This is a genomic window from Legionella fairfieldensis ATCC 49588, from assembly GCF_000621525.1.
In the GTDB taxonomy this organism is placed as follows: Bacteria; Pseudomonadota; Gammaproteobacteria; order Legionellales; family Legionellaceae; genus Tatlockia; species Tatlockia fairfieldensis.
Window position 1 is genome coordinate 62,759 of the sequence record NZ_KK211301.1, and the last position, 16,983, is coordinate 79,741.

Here is a 16,983-nt window from a genome sequence, read left to right on the forward strand (position 1 = left end):
TTTGCACACTCCCCCCATTATTTTTTATATTGGTACATTCATTGGTTAAAGCTGACAAAACCTATTATATTATTCAATCATCGCTTGGGTGGTGATATGAGCATGTTATAGATAAAATATACCCAAAATTAAGAGCCTACAAAGCCAAGACAGAGAGCACTGAATGAACTATATTCCAAGACGAATAGAAATTATTGATGATTCAGACAAGAAAAAAATTTGCTCTGATGCGGATTTTTTTGCTATGGATGGTCCTTTAATCCTACTAGGTGAGCCTGGCAGTGGGAAGTCTACTCTATTAAGAGAATTCAAAGAAAGAACAAATTCTATCTGTTATGATGCAGTATCCATAATGTTATCTCCAGCAATCGAAGCAGTTTCTAAGCCCTCTAAAATTATCATTGATGGAATTGATGAGGTAACAGTATATAAAAAAGAGCTTATATCCGATAATATTTTATCAAAAATCTCGCATCATCATAGCCCAAACTTTATATTGGCATGTCGCACTGCTGACTGGAAGGATGCGGTAAATAGTAAAATCATTCAAAACAGATGGAATAAAAAACCAATTCTTGGGCATTTATTATCCTTAAATGACCGAGAAATTATAGAGTTCATTAACAACGAAGGTAAAGAAATAGATGGTAACGACTTTTTTATAGAAGCTCAAAAACGAGGTGTTGTAGATTTACTAAGAAATCCTAATAATTTGTCATTATTTTTAAAAGCACATCAACAAAATGGTGGATGGCCGAGCTCTAAATTAGATTTGTATGAAAATGCTTGTTTGACTCTTCTTGAGGAACATAGTGAAATTCATGCATCTATTAAAACACCTCCAAATATCCATAAGCTAATTGAAACAGCTGGTTGTATTTGTGCTCAACTTTTGCTTTCAGGAAAAATAGGCGTATCTATTAATAATAAAGATTTATCTGCACCTAAAATTGAAGAATTTTTCGATGAGAATAGTTCTAATGAATTAATGCAACATATCTTATCAACAATGTTATTCCGTTCAGATTCTAATAATATTTTAGTGCCATGCCATAGAACAGTAGCAGAATTTTTAGCTGCAAAATGGCTCGGCAATAAGTTAAATAATAAATTATCTATACGACGTCTAGAAGCGTTGCTTTATGGTGATAGATATATAGTTCCTTCTGCTCTTAGAGGACTCCATGCTTGGCTTGCAGTTTTTTGTCAGCCAGAAAGGAATAGTTTTATTAACCGAGATCCTTACGGATTCTTAAAATATAGTGATCCCACAATTTTAACTACAGAACAGTTAAAATTTCTTCTGAAGTCTTTACAAAAAATTGCAAAGGACGATCCCTATTTCCGAGCCGAAGATTGGCATATCAGCGTGGGAGACGGTCTGTTAAGACCTGAGTTGCGAGACGATGTTTTAAGTATTTTACATACTAAAGATACGCCGTTTCAATTATCTTATTTAATTATTCAATCCATTGAACATACCGCATCTCCTAATTTTATTGATAGTATAAAAGATGAGCTCATATCTATTTTATTAGAACAAACTGTAACTCTTGTAGAAAGAGAAGCTGTTGTAACAGCTTTAAAAAAATGTACGATAGAACCCAATTGGATAATAATATCTGATAAATTACATCACCATGACGAAATTAATTCTCTATATCTCATTTTAGATATATTTAGAGTTGCTACCAAACTGTATAATTCAGACAAAATTTCAGAAATTTTCTTAGAAATATTAAAAAAATCAGCTGAAGATAAACAAATATCTTTGATAGCTTTAGGTTATAAATTATTCGAACAATTGTCTATTGAACAAATTGAAGGATGTATCCGATCTTTTCTGAAGGAATTAGGCTCAGCATCATCAGAAAAAAATGAAAAAATTCAAAACAAAATAAAGAGATTAGTATTACAGTTTACTCAAGAGAGAATGAAACGAATTTCTAAACCTGTACCTCAAGAATTATGGACTTGGTTAAGCATAATTGAAACAAATGCTTCTCGGCATCATAATGAGTATGATGAAATTACTAAATATTTGTCTGAAAATACTGATTATCGTAGATCTCTTCAATCAGTTGCAATTAAAAGCTCAAAGCCAGATAAACTCTGGCTAATATTCTGTTTAAGTCATACATGGTTATGGGTAATAGAGGAAGACATAATATTTCATCTCGATAATATTATGGGACTGCATACGTCGGATAACGAATTAAAATGGAAAGAACTAGTTCGTTGGATATTTGCCTATCAGCCTTTTACTGGTGCTGCTTTGAAACATGCTCAGGATCAAGCCATTCTAAATATAAATTTAAAAAAACATATACATGATATAGAACTGCAAAGAGCTAATGGAAAAAAAGAAATTGAACAATATGAAAAAAAGCAAGCAGCTCATCGTAGTAGACAAAAGAAAAAAGTAATAGAAAGACACCAACAATATCATGAAATTAGAGATCAGTTAGTTTCAGGAAAACATATAAATGGCTTAAATCAAATAGCGAAAGCTTATTTAGGTTGGTTTAGTGATATTCAGGGAAATGAACCGAAAAAACGTGTAGTTGAACTTTTAGGTATAGAGCTCTTACCACTAGCAATAAATGGAATCTGTTCAGCTATTGAAGAAAATAACATACCAACCGTCCATGAGATAATACAACTACGTATTAATCAAAACTTGATTTCCCCCTTTGAGGCTATTCTTTTAGCATACTGCGATATTATTTTATCTCGCAATGAAAAGTTAGACGAAATTCCATTAAATATTGCTCATTCAGCTCTAGCTGCTTGTCATTGGGGAGCTAGCTTCAAAAGCAATGATATATCCTCTTCTGTACAAAAAGAGCTTGAATTTATTCTTTTCAAAGACTCATTGTCAAAAGAAAATTTTATTTATGAAACGATAGAACCTTATTTATATTCTGAAGAAAGATATGTTCCTGGATTATATCGAATTCAAACTGACAGTTTATTCCAGGATATAGCAGGAAAAGTAGCTTTAAAATGGCTTAATAATTACCAAAAATTAGCTTATGATAGCTTGAAAACAGTCCTTACCATAGCTATTTGTTACTCACCTAATGATGTTATTAAGTTAATTCGAGAACAAATTAGTAAGCAAGAATTTGATAAATGCCCTCAACGGGATATTTGGATAAGCACTTGTTTTCTTCTGGACTTTGAATCTCATTTTGAAATACTCAATCAATATACTTCAGAAGATAAAATAAGTATTTGGGTATTAAGTGAGTTTATCTTCGTTGATAAGAAAATTTCAACTTATTGGCCAAAGATGAATGCACAGCAATTATATTTTTTTATTTTGAAATTTGGTTCAATATGGCCACCGGTGCCATACCCCACTGGCAGTTGGGAAGGAAATCAACATCCGTGGGATGCATCCAGACTTATTAAAGGATGTATAACTGAACTTTCTTTAATTACAACGCAAGAAGCACAAGATTTAATTTCTGATCTCATTAACAAAAACGATTTATGTCAATATTGCGATGAACTTAAACATGCGTTAACTGAGAATAAAAAGCATAAATCAGAAAGCTATAAAAAATATTTTTCATTACAAGATGTACAAAATATCTTACTGAGCAAAGAACCCACCGGACACAAGGATTTACAAGCCTTACTAATTGACCAATTAGAAATATTACAGTTAAGACTCAAAGGTAGTGAAACAAGTGATTTTAAATTTTATTGGGATAACGAAAACCCACATAAAGAAAATTATTGTCGTGATCTAATAGCATCAGCACTAACACCGCATCTTGAAAAATATAATGCACGCGCGCACGTAGAGGGCGCTAGATCTGATGATAAACGATGTGATCTTCTTAGTACTTATAATTTATTAGATGTGCCAATAGAAATAAAAGGTCAATGGCATACTGATCTATGGTCTGCCGCAATAGATCAACTACAAAATTATTCAACAGATTATCATGCCAACGGATTTGGTGTTTATTTAGTATTATGGTTTGGAAATAAAACCACATCTAAACTCCCAAAAGCTTGGAAAAGAAAACGTCCTCAATCTCTACAAGAAATGAAAAATAAACTCAATGAATGTTATAAAGATATTTCTGATAAAACTAAAATATTTGTTCTTGATCTTTCAAAATAAGCTCTTGTGAAAACATTTACTCGTATTTTGTGTTGGCAATTATGCTCTTTTCAACTCGTTCACCTAATGGGTCATCTGTCAAACAAAGCAACCAAGAAGCCGCAACCTGCAATTCCTTAGACAAGCTCTTAGCCTCTTCCGGCCCAGGACTCCTGGTTCCCTGCTCCCAATTCCCAATCCTGGCAGCCCCAAATCCTGTCCTATCAGCCAAAACCTTAATCGTCAATCCATTCGCCCTTCTTGCCTGTGCAATCCTACTGCCAATAATTTTTTTCATGTTCATTTAGGTTCATTTGCTATCAAACGGAAATACCCCATTGACACTAAAAAGTGCTTATTTACAATGGGTTATCAACAACACACTTCGTGTTATTGATTGATACTAATTGAAATCATTTGATAGTGCAAGCGCTGTTTTTTGATGGTGCTTTTGAAGGGATGAAATAGAAAAATGGGATTTTTGTTTGTTAATACCGATGAATTATCAGCTCTGATGGGGTTACCTTATATCCAGCAATCAGCCTATTTGCTGGGGATTCGTCCGTATATGGACCGTAATACCTTTCTGGTAGGTGTTAAGCGTAAAATCAGCTATCAACAGCTTGCTGAAGCCCTCTATGTTGAACCCCACCAAGGTTTTGAACATTCAGGTAGCCCTAGTCGTCCGCAATTACGCCGTATCATCTATGCGCTTGAGCGCGCTGGGTTAGTGGAGATCAAATCTATTGGTAAACAACTCATTTTAAAATGCTTATTAGCCAATTCGGATTTGTCTGTTCAAAATAAACCCGACACAAACCCGACACTTCAACCCAGCACAAACCCGAACGATAAAAATAATATTAAATCATCAAGTTACGACAAAAAATATCAAAAACCCAACACAGCGCAAAACACAAAACCCGACACACCTCATAACTCCAAAGATCGTTTTATTTTTTTACAGCAGCAATTTGAAAAATTTTGGTCTCTTTATCCTTTAAAACAAGACCGAACTAAAGCCTGGCGTGAGTTTGGTTATCTGCAACCAGATGAACAGTTGATTGAACAAATACTAACAGGCTTGCAAGCCCAAATTAATAACCGTGAGGAAATGGAGTTTTTCGGCGAGTGGCTGCCAAACTGGAAATACCCAGCCACCTGGCTTTCACGCAAATGTTGGAACGATGAATTACTTACCTTAAAAACCCAAGAGGAGCAGCAAAATGAAGCCAATCAAGCGCGTTCTCGAAAAAAATCAGCAACAGATATCCTTACTGAATCCTGCAAAGATGCAAACTTCGATTTCGACTTTGATGAACCCCCAGAGTCAGGAAGCAATGTCCTCTCATTCGACAACTCCAGAGTACGATAAGAGAATGGATACACTGTTTATGCGCCTTGCAGCAATTTATGGCTATCTGTGGGTCTCAACTTACAGCAACACTAATTTTCTCGAGGTCTCAAAACGTGAATGGTCAGAAGGCTTGAAAGAATTTGACAATCAAGTGTTGAAACTTGCTTTAGAACAAATAAAGAAAAAGCTGGCTGTTCCTCCTTGTCTGCCGATTTTTTATGAGTACTGCACCAACATCCAAAAAGGCATCCAAGCCCGTCAAGAAGTGTTAAAACAAAAAACTGAACCGCATATCCCTACCGATCCCAAAATCGTCCAACTTCATATCGACCAAATGAAAGACTACCTCTTCAAAGAAGCTAAGGAGAAAACATCATGCTAATTCTAATCCGTCGTATGGGCGAAGCAATTTACATTGATAAAGGCAGAATCAAAGTACTTCTTATCTCTGAAAAGGAAGGACTAATCAAATTAGGTATAGATGCTCCCAAACATATTGATGTTGAACGTAAAGAGGTCTTTATCCAAAAAGCAATGGAACAACATGCCCTGGCTCAAAAATTAAGGGATAAATCCACAGAATCAGGAGGCAATCATGCTTAGAAAATTTCTGCTTTGTAGTTTTGTTTTATGTAGCCTAAATGCTCAGGCAGCTAATATAACCCAAGTCGGTCGCTATGCCACGCTCAACAATCAACCTTTGGCAGCTCAGATAAATCCATTGAAAACTGTTCAACAGATTCATTTTCCTGCATCCATACAAACTATAGGAGAAGCAGTGAATTACTGGCTTCGTTATTCAGGGTATCACCTTGCTCCAAAAGAAAAACAAAGCGAAAGCCTACAACAAGTATTTCAACAACCACTACCACAGGTTAGTAGAAATTTAGGACCTTTAACGATTACCGATGGATTGACGGTATTGGTCGGTCAGCATCTATTCAATCTCAAGCAGGATGACCTGTTAAGAGAAATCAATTTTAGTCTGATAGCAAGGAGAGCAGGATGAAAAAGTATTTTGATGCCAAATGGCTTAGTCTTCTTTTGTTAAACGGATTGTTGGTCGTATTCATTTGTTTAAAAAGCCAACCCTCTATTGAGAACAATAAATTTAATACGCTGGATGAGCGATTAACCACTATACAAAAACAACTCAATCAACCTGTTGAACAACCGGATTTATCGCCTATTACCAAAAACATAAAACAATTGGGAGCGTTCATTCAACAAATACAAAATAAAGATGAACACCAATTAGGTGAAATGTTTACAACTGAACAAATCGCAATTAAGAAACAGCTTGAAGGCATTACTGATTTATTACGCCATCTGGATGAGAAAAAGCAACCTGTCAAAATGCTTCCTGCAAATCAACTACCGTTTAAAGTATTAAGCATAGACAGTATCCAAGAAGTTTCTGTTGCCTCTGTTTCCTACCACTACAAAACCCAAGCGTTGGAAAAAGGCGATTCCTTGGCAGGATGGACTGTCTTTGAGATCGACTTTGCGAAGCAAACCATAGAATTTGAAAATGCTGACAATGCGCATCTGCGGGTTCATCTAAGTCAACAAGAGGTGAGCCATGCTTAAGCTGTCCACACTGGCAATCGGGTTACTCCTGGGTCAACAGGCAATTGCCGGTTTGTATATCCCAGGTATTGCCACACCACCTATGCTCAGTGCTGATAATGCGTTGACGAAAGCAGGTCTGGCCGAATTTCATGATGAAGTTATTGAAGACAAAGATTTTCAACTTAACGACTTACAAAAACAGGAAGCCAAAGCATGGGGATTAAGTGAGGCAGAAGAAAAACGCTATCTGCAATTAATACAAAGCAGAAGTGGTATTTACTACAAAGACCTACGTATGACACCCGTTGATATTCTTGGACTAAATGCCAAGAATGACGCTGAACGAGCTCATTTCGCCGAACTTGCTGCCCTTCAAGAAGCCCAAAAGGTCGCGCAAAACATAGCCTGGAATAATGCCTTTTACAAAGCCTATAACCAACTGTTTAAAGATGTGCCTGTAGTCGGTGATTTTGATCCATCTCCTTACTCTCCCTATGCACATCAACCCATTCAATTAAAAGAAAGTGAAACGCTCTATTTCTTTATAAGAGCCGATGACGCTGTAACCACCATTGTACTGCAACTGGTCGATGCTATTAGCCGTACACCAAACACCAAGCTCAATCTTCTCTTTCTGGATATGGACAATAGCGCTATCCAACTTTGGGCTAACAGACATCAAATCCCTATCCATTTGGTGACCAGTCAACAAATCACCTTGAACCCAGGTAGCCAACAGTATGAGGGCTTAAAACTCGACAAGAAACAAACACCCTTGCTCTTACTGGCAAAAGGCAAAACTTCGCAAGTCGTCGATTTAGGGAGATTTTAATGATTAGGATTTTGCTCTTGCTGTTGGTCGCTTTAAATGTTCATAGCATGAATGTGATTCCTTTAACGCTGTCACAAAGTGATGCGTCATTAAGACTTAATCTGTCTAGCCCTATTGGCGTACCAGCAAAGAGCAAAGCCACTGTTGGCAAAGTAAGCCGCAAAAAATTGGATACCAATCTGTTAAACATGGCTCTATTTGTCATAGGCGCGGATAGAGAATCCATCAAATGGTTAGAACAACATCAAGAGCAATTAAAATCCATGCAAGCCACTGGGTTCATCACCAATGTGAATGACTTTGAAACCATTGTAGCTCTGCAAGAAAAGTTTAAATTGCCACTATTACCCGTCAATGTTGATCCATTGCTGAATTACATCCGTGAACAACATTACCCCTTAATCATTGCTGAGGGGGCTGTATGGCAGTAAAACAATATTCCAGACAAATGACTATGCAGCTGACTTTAGTTCTTTTCTTGGGTTGGTTAGCGTTGCTTATCTGGGCTGTAAGTCAATGGATGCTTCATGGCTATCCATTTGCCTTTGATAAGGTCAATGTCCTTGTAAATACTCAACGAGAAGCCATCACCCCTGTTTATCAAGGTTCACTATTGGCAGCCCTACCCTTAGATGCCAAACCTAGCTGGACGCTGACTATTCCCTATTTAAACAAATTAGCGATTAATGAATTTGCAGCAGACTTACTCGAAAAATCACAACAGTTTTTCCAGCTGGTTTTATTAAGCAGTCAATGTCTATTAATCAAACTTATTATTTTATTCGCTGCCATGCCTTTATTTGCCCTGACTATGGTTGCAGGTCTAGTTGATGGTCTTAACCAAAGAGCAATACGCACCGCTTGCTTAGGCCGTGAATCCTCTTATTTATTCCACAGACTTAACCACTATTTAAAAAAGGGACTTGTGATTTTACTCATGCTCTGGCTTGCCCTGCCTGTCAGCATCACCCCTGCTTATGTCTTTGTTCCTATCAGTTTATTGATGGGATTAATGGTGGCCATGACGGCCAGTCGCTTTAAAAAGTATTTATAGGGAGAAACCATGAAACGATTGCTTTGTTTGACCTTTATGATGATAAGCCTACACAGCTGGGCGAATAACCCTGATTTAAATGAAACGCTGGTGCGCATCATTAACCAGATTAACGCCATCATGCCCCTGCTTGATGAAGCACAAACACAGATAACCCCCAATACCCGTATCCAATTACAAATTGAAGGATTTGAAGATGTCCAAGGCCAATATCATGCAGGTTTAAGAGAAGATTTACTGAATATTCGCAATGGCCTGATTGATTACATCAATCAACCAATCATTGCACCACGCAAGATCAAGGCCTTGGAAATGGACTTTGTGAGGAAACCCTAATGAGTAAAGACGAAATAGCCAGAATGTTTGCCACCACCTTTAAACAAGCAAGCAATAACATATCGGCACAAGTCTTTTCCGGCAGTATCCGCTTTATTGCCATAGCCCTGGTGATATTAGCGGTGATGTGGTCTGTCAACCACATGATGGACGCAGAGGAAAAACAACAACATGGATACTTACTGCGTCTGGGTTCTCGGCTCATCAGATTAGTGATTGGTCTGATGATCTTCATTTTAGTTTTATTTGTTAAGGAGACAACATGAAAACAATGCTTCGCTCAATCTGCCTTGGAGTAGTAAATATCTTATATGCCCCTGTGCTATTGGCAGATAACTGGTTCCCTAAAATTTCCGACGCGGACAACATCGGGGACGGCTCTAAAAGCATGATGACCGTGACAGGGAATTACGTCAAACAAGGTCTGGGTTTATTGCTCTTCATTACCGCTGTTGTGACCTTTATTAAATTCATTACCACGGTACAACACGGTATTGAAGAGTCTAAAAAGAACGAAGGATCCATGGTGGCCTTCGGTACTTTTGCCGTAATGGGCATCACCTATTTAGCCATTAGCATTGCTTCTGGTTATGTGGGTTACACCATGATTACCAAGTTCAAAATATAGGAGGTGAAATATGAGTCAGCCTTCTTCGCGCCATCTGTCACACGACTTCCCAGCCTGGAAAGGTTTAAGTCTTCGTGAATTATTTTGGATTGTTATCACCACAACCCCAGCAACTACCCTGTTCTTCGTTCTCTTAGGAGCAATGGTTGAGTTTCCGCTGGCCTCTGGCTGCATCGGTTTTGTGATTGGATTCATTCTGTCTATTACTGTGTGGCCTAAAGGAGTTTCCCGCATCAAAGCAGGTAAGCCCTATGGTTATGTGATGAAGAAAACGATTCAGTGGATGGTGCGATTAAGGCTCAAACATTCACCTTGGATTCATTACCAGGGAACTTGGCAAAAGAATAAATCTGTTGGAGAGCCGCATGTTTAACTACTGGAAAAAAATCGACAGCCTACAACATCACAATCGTTTATTACTGGCTTTTATCGGTGTGTTATCAATCATCATCTTAGCATTAATTATTAACCTGATGATCATGCCCAAACGCTATGAATTCTGGCTTAGTCCTAATATGGCTGCTAATGGCGGTTTAATGAAGGCAAGCGAAATACCGAATGAATACGTGCAAGGATATGTGACTTCCTTAATGCCGACACTCTACAGCTGGTCTAATAAAGGCAAAGAAGAATTCAACCTAAACATTAAAGCCTTTCATTATTACTTCACATCACGGCATGAGCAGTTACTTCGTGAAACCCTGGCAGCTTATAAAAACGCTCAACTCTTTGACCGCACTCAAGTAGCAAGTCTCTATCGCTTTATGGAACCGCAAGACATTAAAAAAATTGGTCCCGATACCTGGGAAGTCAAGCTGATACTACGCATTACGCAAAGGCTCAAAGACAACTCTGCCATGGTCATTGCTGACAAAGTAGTGGCTTATCACCTTCGTGTGGTCAAGCTCAACCTGTCGCGTCTTCACAACCCTTTTCAATTAGCTCTGGATGGCTATACCCGTCCTGAAGAACGTTTACAAGATTTACTGGTCGACACGGAGGAACACCATGAAACTCATTAAAATTAGCTTATTCGCTCTGTGCTTTGCTGTGATGCACCTAAGCCATGCCCTGCAAAGTGAACACCTGGTTTGGGAAAAAGTTCCTTTAACAATTGAATTACCGATCAATAAAGAGCGGTTAGTCCAGTTTCCCCAAGCCATTAAGGTGATTGATCAACAACTCAGTGCCAGCCTCGATATTCTGAAAGTCAAAGGTAGCTTGTATCTTAAAGCCAAAGAATCATTCAAAGATTCTCGCTTGATTGTCCAGTTATTGCCTGAAGGCGAAGTGGTTATTCTTAATCTTAATGCCAATGAGAAAGCAATCAACACCACGCCGATTGAGATTCTGATAGATGATCCCAAAATCAACCTTAATGCAGGAGCCAGTCAATATGAATACAACGCTATTCAATTAACCCGTTTTGCCATTCAAGCCTTGTATTCGCCTGAACGGGTCAGAGAAATTCCAGAGGGAATTTACCGCTCACCTATGCAAACCAATAAAACCATCCCTTTGTTTTATGGTGCAAGCATTGAAGCTCATCCTCTGGCTTCATGGCGTGGCGGCAATCTTTACGTCACCGCAGTCGATTTAAAAAATTTGCTGAATCAACCTATAAAGCTGCCATTCACCAAACTGATGGGGCATTGGCAAACCGCGAGCTTCTATCCCAAAAATGAATTGCCAGCACGCAACCAGCATCAAAGCACCACTGTCTTTTTAGTCTCTGATCAGCCTTTTGCAGCAGCTTTAACTCAACAAGCGAGGTACAGCCGATGAATAAAAACAATGGCATTAAAATTCTGGCAGGCTCGGTGGTTTTTGCGGTCATTATGATTCTTATTAATAGCCGTCATAGCGCACCGGTTAACAACAACACGCCCAATCCTAATAATTTTGGCGAAGCTATAGCAAGCCAATTCAATGACAATATTCGTGATGTTTCCGCGCGATTATTAGAAACAGAAAAGAAATTAGATCAAATGCACAAAGAGAATAAATCGCTGCAAAAACAATTAAAACAACCCAAACAAGAAGCCAGCCATACACTGCAAGATGAGTTACAAGCGCTTAAAGAACAACTGACTGCACTGACTGAACATCAATCACAATCTTATCCAATGGAAGGAAAACCAGTGCCCTTAACAGGTCAAATCAAAGATTTAGATACCTTGCTAGATAAAGCCCCAACTGAAAGCAAAATCTTCAATGAACATGAATCCCCTATCAAGGAAGAAGGTCCAACAAAAACGCCATTCTATACTATTCCAGCTGGCAGCGATTTCAGCAAAATCACGCTCTTATCAGCTTTAATCGGCGAAGTTCCTGTTGAAGGCAAACTCATGCAGCCTTTATTTCCCTTCACAGCAATTGTCAGTCGAGGGGATTTAATGACAGCCAATGGGATGCAACTACCCGAAGAAATCACTGGTATGAAAATCAGCGGTTATTCGATTGGCGTTGGTTCCTTTCTCGATAACATCAGCTGTGTTCGTGCCTATGTCACCTCAGCCTTATTTGTCTTTGAGGATGGGCATTTTGTGAATGTCGGCCAAGAACAAATGAAAAGCTCCGCAGAGCTGGTGAATAACGACAGCATTGGTTACCTGACCACGCAATTCGGTAATCCTTGTATCAAAGGACAATACATCACCAATGCCCCTAGAGTATTAACAGCCTTCATGGCAGCTGGCGGTATTCAAGGTGCAGGAAATGCCCTATCTAAATGGCAAATGAGTTATCAGGCAGACGGAGGTTCTGCCATTGCCACACCTACAGGCGACTTAGCACACTTTGCTGCTGGTGGCGCAATCAACGAAGGCAGCCAAAAGATTACTGACTGGCTTGAGAAAAGAATCCAGGGCAGCTTCGATATGGTCTTTGTTCCTGCAAGTATCCGCGGCCATACAGGGTTTGTCCCTAATCAACTCAGTTTACATTTCAGCCAAACCATAGCCATTGATAAAGAACACCAAGGGAGGGTATTAGATTATGGTTACCATCAACAAAAAAACTTTGATAATGCTTTGCGCTAGTCTGGCATTAAGCGCTTGTTCCACTGCCAGGATGTCGCAAAACGCCATTCCTGAGCAGGGCTTAACAGTCAGCCAATTGTATCAGCAGAGCCTGCAACAACCAATACAAAAGCCTGTTTACCAACAGATGCGTCTTGATGATTCGGGAGAAGAATTTAAGCAACTGCCTAACCCCGAAGTGCCTATCCATGTTTTTGCGCATGTGGCGCAATTGGGTGATGAACAAATCATCAAGCCTGCCTACACGACTCGCTTTTTCCTTTACAAGCAAAACCAGTATGCCTTGGCATCAGAACTGTATTAAGGAGACATGATGAAACGATTATCTAACTGGTTGCTTGGAGAAATGAATCCCCAAGCTATAAAAGAACAAGCTGTTAAAAAGCGTTACGCCAATCCTTTACCTTCTTTTGCCGATAGATTGACTATTGTTGATTTTAATGAACAAGAGCAGGTCTTTTTATTTGCCGATGGCAAAAGTCTAGGCTCAGGATTTGAATTAGGTGATATTCAGGCAGAAGCAGCCTCCTCTGAGTATTTACAAGCGGTATTTCATAAAATTCGGGATACCTTTGCATCCGTAGTTCCACTACATGCCGTTGATCCTTGGGTCATGCAGATGTTTGTTCAAGACGAATATTGCCTTGATCCCGTTATTACTCATATTAAAACCCAAATCCCCCAACAATTTAGAGACAGTCCATTAACGCAAGATTATTTAAAACGCCTGCACGATCTTTACAATAAAATGACCCGACCCGAAGGCTTATTTATTGATCCCAAAACAGGCGCACCCTACCGTGGACGAAGACGAAGAATCAGAGTTTTGTTTTATAGACAATTACACCAAACCAATCTACCCCGAGAGCAAATTCTTCTCGAACATCAAGAAGTCATTAGTCAGATTGAAACCAAACTGCGCTCACCAGGGCTGGAAATCAAACGCCTCAAAGGGCAAGATTATTACCAGTGGTGGATACGTTGGTTTAATCCCAAATCAGCTGACGAGATATTAGAACAATACCCTTATCCGAATCCCATACCAGCAGGATTTAACCTAGCGCAAAATGTATTCTTTACGCCACCTGTAAGCGATGAAGATGGGTTTGTTTTTGAAGGAAACAAACAAAGAATTCTGTATGTTGACGGGTTAAAAGAAGCGCCTATCATTGGATTAGTCTCACGAGAAAGACAGCAAGCTAATCCCAAACATCGATACGCACTTTTAGATACCTTGCCAGAAGGAAGCATCTACACAATCCAAGTCGTCTTTAGTCATGATGAAAATCTTGATTCCCATTTAACGCGATTGGAAAAAGGAATCGTAGGAACCAGTCTAAAACCTCAGGAAGTCCGAGATGATATTAGGACAGCCCGTAATGAGTTAAGTATGGGCAATCGATTGTTCTGGGTTAATCAGGCCATTTTCTATCAAGCTGAAGATGAGCAACAAGCTCAAATCATAGAAAAAAATCTGCACGCGATTTTCAACGATGCCAAAATGCCCTTGATTCATTCCAACTATGATCTCCATCCTCTAAATTCCTGGCTCAATGCTCTGCCCTTTAATTTTGATCCCCACTATGCCCGTAAATATTTATGTTTTGATCGTCTGATGTATGCCACTGAGCTGGCAGCACTGCTTCCGGTCTATGGACGCAACCAAGGTGCAAGGCATTTACCTTGTTTCCCCTTTTTCAATCGTTTGGGTGAACCTGTTTTTTTTGACTTACTGCATCATGATTTTGTTAGCCAAAATTCTCATTGCGCTATTTTTGCAAACTCTGGTGGTGGCAAGTCGGTTTTAACGGGTTGGATGATTCAATCTTTATTAGCCATGAAAAATGCCCGAATAGTGCTTTTTGAAATGGGGAACTCTTTTGACAGGATACTCATTCACGCCAAAGCGCACGGTAAAAAGACCAAACAGTTATTACTAAGCAATAAGAAAGATGAAGCAGTCCCATTAAATCCATTTTGTGAAGCATATAAAGCTATTCCCGAAATCACAGATAATTTAAGTACAAAGCAGGCTACCTTAATTGCTCAAAAAATCATGGAATTAAAGAGCAACCTTCAAGAACCTGCTAATTCAGAAGACGTGGTCTGTGGTGATGGTCACCGCTCCTATCTGGCCGAGCTTGCTTTAGCTTTACGTACCATGATTACTGAGGCTAATGCTTTGGAAGAAGAACAATTTACTTTGGCTGATGAAACTCTATTAATCGAAGTGTTAAGTGATGCGATTTTAACGTCCTTTAACAATGACATACCGCAAATGCTCACTGAGCATATTGTAAGTGCTTTTAAACGACGACTTGATAGAGAAACAGTTGCTCGCAAAAAAGACCGCATCCTTGATATGCACGATCGACTTAACAGTTATGTGATTAACAGTGCCAAATCTCGTTTTTTTAATGTGTCGACAGAGCCTTTAGGTGACTTTGATATTTTTCATGTTGATATTTCAGCCATTAAGGATGATACCGGAAAGCTGGCCTTGGTAATGGTTTCATTATTGCCAAGAATACTGGCTATGGCAGAAGCTACTCAAAACGATAACAGACCAACCTTTCTCTTTATTGATGAATCCCATTTGCAATTTCAAATCCCTTCTGTTGTGACCGTTTGTTTACTGATTGCCAAAGTAGCAAGAAAGCTCGGTCTTTGGCTGGTTGCTATTACCCAAAACGTCACGGACATGAATTCAGAAAAGGCCACCAAAATTTTATCGTTGATTGAAACCTGGATTTTATTGGGACTAGATGAAAAAGAAATCACTGACGTAAAACGCTTTAAATCCCTAACACCACAGCAGGAAACATTAATCAGAGATATTGATTCGCAAAAAGGCTTGTATGCAGAAGCGGTTTTATTAGGGTCACGTTATCAGGGTTTGTTTCGCGTCATTCCACCTCGCTACCTACTAGCACTGTTAATGACCGAAAAATCAGAAAAAGCTCAACGTCACCTTCTGGAGAAAGAACATGATGTACTTGAAGCAGCCGAAATCATGGCTAAAAAACTCGAACAACCTAAAACTGCTATTCACAATAGGACTTATTTTTATGACTAACTTGTCCTTTGCTTTAGAAAGCACTAGCCCTCCTCACCCAGTGAACACCTTCATCATAGCCACACGGGTCTTGCAAAAGCTATTTCAAAACAGCCATTATAAAGTGATTGGTTCTTGTACCTGGGCTGTAGGCCGTCTACCGCCCAGGCTTGAAGTCACGCCCGCGGTTGAGCAATTCTTGCCTGATCTAATCATTACTGTCAGCAATAAGCCAGAAGAAAATCCCTGGCTTGAGGCACGAACGCTTTACGAAAATAAAGCAGCAAGAACACTGTATCAACAAGCTTATAAAGCTGCGACTGGTTCTGAATTAGGTTTTGGCAATGACAGCGGCCAAACCACCGATCTTCATATTAATGATGAACGCACCCGTATCGTTGATGTTATTGGCAGCCCTGCTGCTTTCTATCGTATCCCTTACCTGTCACATAGACCTGAAACAGGTTTTGGTGTTCCTTATTATCTTGCCGAAGCTGATGCAGTCATGGATAGAACAGAAGCCGCTGAGTTGTTGTATATGGGAACTCATCCATACCTATTAATTAATCATGACATTGGCACATTCACCCAAAATTGGGGTTCTGAAATTCCAAGATTAATGCGAGTGACTCAGCCCTATAACTATAGAGCCTCAGTTGTAGCGGCCATGCACGCAGCGGATATCGTCACCAATAAAAATCCCTTACATGTCACCAAATCAACTCGTAATTCCTGTGGGAGAAACTGTGTAGTAGCTAATGCCATTTATGACCCCAGAAACACCAAGGTCATCTGGCAGGAAATCTACCCCATTAACCGAAATATTCACCCAGGGGATGCACAGGACTTTGGTACAGAAGATGACAAAGCGGGTAATGGTAATTATGTATTTGTCCTCTGGCGTAAATACCGCGGCTGTATCCAGCACGAAGGCAAACTCGTGAACTTTTTAACCTTTCCCAAAGTAGAACAACCTCAAAAACGATAG

Annotated in this window: 20 protein-coding genes; 19 read left to right on the forward strand and 1 reads right to left on the reverse strand. The window is 39.2% G+C overall.

Annotation, left to right across the window (positions count from 1 at the left end; translation table 11 throughout):
* Nucleotides 1–163 precede the first annotated feature (163 nt).
* The gene (gene eruA, locus T345_RS0112530) at nucleotides 164–4,141 is read left to right on the forward strand and encodes an NACHT domain-containing antiphage protein EruA (RefSeq protein ID WP_010652881.1); all 3,978 of its coding nucleotides are present in this window, start codon (nucleotides 164–166) and stop codon (nucleotides 4,139–4,141) included.
* A 16-nt stretch (nucleotides 4,142–4,157) separates the two neighbouring features.
* Here eruA and T345_RS0112535 read toward each other — a convergent pair whose 3' ends face one another.
* Nucleotides 4,158–4,424: a helix-turn-helix domain-containing protein gene (locus tag T345_RS0112535; RefSeq protein ID WP_010652880.1), complete on the reverse strand. Its 267-nt coding sequence runs from the start codon at nucleotides 4,422–4,424 to the stop codon at nucleotides 4,158–4,160.
* 168 nt (nucleotides 4,425–4,592) lie between these two features.
* Between T345_RS0112535 and T345_RS0112540 the strand changes: the two genes are divergently transcribed.
* The 18 genes from T345_RS0112540 to T345_RS0112625 are packed head-to-tail and all read left to right on the forward strand — an operon-like array spanning nucleotide 4,593 to nucleotide 16,983.
* Complete coding sequence (locus T345_RS0112540) at nucleotides 4,593–5,495, forward strand: hypothetical protein (RefSeq protein ID WP_010652879.1); 903 nt, start codon at nucleotides 4,593–4,595, stop codon at nucleotides 5,493–5,495.
* Nucleotides 5,496–5,499: 4 nt separating this feature from the next.
* The gene (locus tag T345_RS0112545) at nucleotides 5,500–5,859 is read left to right on the forward strand and encodes a hypothetical protein (protein ID WP_014842587.1); all 360 of its coding nucleotides are present in this window, start codon (nucleotides 5,500–5,502) and stop codon (nucleotides 5,857–5,859) included.
* A complete protein-coding gene (locus tag T345_RS0112550) occupies nucleotides 5,853–6,080 on the forward strand; it encodes a carbon storage regulator (protein ID WP_010652877.1) in 228 nt (75 codons plus the stop codon). Before T345_RS0112545 ends, T345_RS0112550 begins: the two co-directional genes overlap by 7 nt.
* Nucleotides 6,073–6,486 (forward strand): PFGI-1 class ICE element type IV pilus protein PilL2, encoded by a 414-nt coding sequence (pilL2, locus tag T345_RS0112555; protein WP_010652876.1) that lies wholly within the window; start codon nucleotides 6,073–6,075, stop codon nucleotides 6,484–6,486. The genes T345_RS0112550 and pilL2 overlap by 8 nt, the downstream gene beginning before the upstream one ends.
* Nucleotides 6,483–7,067 carry a hypothetical protein gene (locus T345_RS0112560; RefSeq protein WP_014842588.1) on the forward strand — a complete coding sequence of 195 codons (585 nt, stop codon included), beginning with the start codon at nucleotides 6,483–6,485 and terminating at the stop codon, nucleotides 7,065–7,067. The genes pilL2 and T345_RS0112560 overlap by 4 nt, the downstream gene beginning before the upstream one ends.
* Nucleotides 7,060–7,881, forward strand: a complete 822-nt coding sequence (locus T345_RS0112565; protein WP_010652874.1) for a TIGR03759 family integrating conjugative element protein — start codon at nucleotides 7,060–7,062, stop codon at nucleotides 7,879–7,881. Before T345_RS0112560 ends, T345_RS0112565 begins: the two co-directional genes overlap by 8 nt.
* Nucleotides 7,881–8,312 (forward strand): integrating conjugative element protein, encoded by a 432-nt coding sequence (locus T345_RS0112570; RefSeq protein WP_010652873.1) that lies wholly within the window; start codon nucleotides 7,881–7,883, stop codon nucleotides 8,310–8,312. The genes T345_RS0112565 and T345_RS0112570 overlap by 1 nt, the downstream gene beginning before the upstream one ends.
* Nucleotides 8,303–8,935: a TIGR03747 family integrating conjugative element membrane protein gene (locus T345_RS0112575; RefSeq protein WP_028389630.1), complete on the forward strand. Its 633-nt coding sequence runs from the start codon at nucleotides 8,303–8,305 to the stop codon at nucleotides 8,933–8,935. The genes T345_RS0112570 and T345_RS0112575 overlap by 10 nt, the downstream gene beginning before the upstream one ends.
* 9 nt (nucleotides 8,936–8,944) lie before the next feature.
* The gene (locus T345_RS0112580; RefSeq protein ID WP_014842590.1) at nucleotides 8,945–9,271 is read left to right on the forward strand and encodes an RAQPRD family integrative conjugative element protein; all 327 of its coding nucleotides are present in this window, start codon (nucleotides 8,945–8,947) and stop codon (nucleotides 9,269–9,271) included.
* Nucleotides 9,271–9,537 carry a hypothetical protein gene (locus tag T345_RS0112585; RefSeq protein ID WP_010652870.1) on the forward strand — a complete coding sequence of 89 codons (267 nt, stop codon included), beginning with the start codon at nucleotides 9,271–9,273 and terminating at the stop codon, nucleotides 9,535–9,537. The genes T345_RS0112580 and T345_RS0112585 overlap by 1 nt, the downstream gene beginning before the upstream one ends.
* Nucleotides 9,534–9,899, forward strand: coding sequence for a hypothetical protein (locus tag T345_RS0112590; protein ID WP_010652869.1), 366 nt, complete (start codon nucleotides 9,534–9,536; stop codon nucleotides 9,897–9,899). Before T345_RS0112585 ends, T345_RS0112590 begins: the two co-directional genes overlap by 4 nt.
* Before the next feature lie 10 nt (nucleotides 9,900–9,909).
* Nucleotides 9,910–10,272, forward strand: a complete 363-nt coding sequence (locus T345_RS0112595) for a TIGR03750 family conjugal transfer protein (RefSeq protein WP_010652868.1) — start codon at nucleotides 9,910–9,912, stop codon at nucleotides 10,270–10,272.
* Nucleotides 10,265–10,921: a DUF2895 family protein gene (locus T345_RS0112600; protein WP_014842591.1), complete on the forward strand. Its 657-nt coding sequence runs from the start codon at nucleotides 10,265–10,267 to the stop codon at nucleotides 10,919–10,921. Before T345_RS0112595 ends, T345_RS0112600 begins: the two co-directional genes overlap by 8 nt.
* Nucleotides 10,908–11,684 carry a TIGR03749 family integrating conjugative element protein gene (locus T345_RS0112605; RefSeq protein ID WP_014842592.1) on the forward strand — a complete coding sequence of 259 codons (777 nt, stop codon included), beginning with the start codon at nucleotides 10,908–10,910 and terminating at the stop codon, nucleotides 11,682–11,684. The genes T345_RS0112600 and T345_RS0112605 overlap by 14 nt, the downstream gene beginning before the upstream one ends.
* Complete coding sequence (locus T345_RS0112610) at nucleotides 11,681–12,940, forward strand: TIGR03752 family integrating conjugative element protein (protein ID WP_014842593.1); 1,260 nt, start codon at nucleotides 11,681–11,683, stop codon at nucleotides 12,938–12,940. Before T345_RS0112605 ends, T345_RS0112610 begins: the two co-directional genes overlap by 4 nt.
* Complete coding sequence (locus T345_RS0112615; RefSeq protein ID WP_010652864.1) at nucleotides 12,897–13,244, forward strand: hypothetical protein; 348 nt, start codon at nucleotides 12,897–12,899, stop codon at nucleotides 13,242–13,244. Before T345_RS0112610 ends, T345_RS0112615 begins: the two co-directional genes overlap by 44 nt.
* A 9-nt stretch (nucleotides 13,245–13,253) precedes the next feature.
* Nucleotides 13,254–16,016, forward strand: coding sequence for a conjugative transfer ATPase (locus tag T345_RS0112620; RefSeq protein ID WP_028389631.1), 2,763 nt, complete (start codon nucleotides 13,254–13,256; stop codon nucleotides 16,014–16,016).
* Nucleotides 16,009–16,983, forward strand: a complete 975-nt coding sequence (locus tag T345_RS0112625; RefSeq protein WP_014842596.1) for a TIGR03756 family integrating conjugative element protein — start codon at nucleotides 16,009–16,011, stop codon at nucleotides 16,981–16,983. Before T345_RS0112620 ends, T345_RS0112625 begins: the two co-directional genes overlap by 8 nt.